This is a genomic window from Streptococcus suis (genome assembly GCF_002964045.1).
Lineage (GTDB): Bacteria > Bacillota > Bacilli > Lactobacillales > Streptococcaceae > Streptococcus > Streptococcus suis_U.
In genome coordinates, this window is sequence record NZ_POPB01000498.1 from 1 (window position 1) to 388 (window position 388).

Below are 388 nucleotides of genomic sequence, written 5' to 3' on the forward strand. Positions count from 1 at the left end.
ACCAAGCCAAAAGCTGTTAATTGCACCAAAAACATGGAAAATCCATTGACAACATTGGCCAGGGTCTTGAATTGACCAAAGCGAAAACGGGCCTGCTCACTTTCTTCTACCGACTGATGGTGAACACGACTGATGGAGCCGAAGGTTTCGGTAGTAACGCGGTTCTTAGCAGAAAAGAGGTCTGTCACCACCTGAAAATAGCTTTCCAAACTCTGTAAAAATGCCCGCTGACGCTGAGAAAGAGGACCAGAAATCCACTTGGGAATGAAAACTGCCAAGGCAGACGACAGAATAATCCCAACTGCAACCAGCGGATGAACAAAGAGAAAGAGGGAAATAGCATAGATGACCATGCTCAAACTAGAGCGGATAATGTCCATGAGGGGAC

General features: G+C 46.4%; 1 pseudogene. It reads right to left on the reverse strand.

The annotated features are described in order from the left end of the window. A pseudogene (locus tag C1E99_RS12255) lies at nt 1-388 on the reverse strand (ABC transporter ATP-binding protein); the annotation flags it as partial.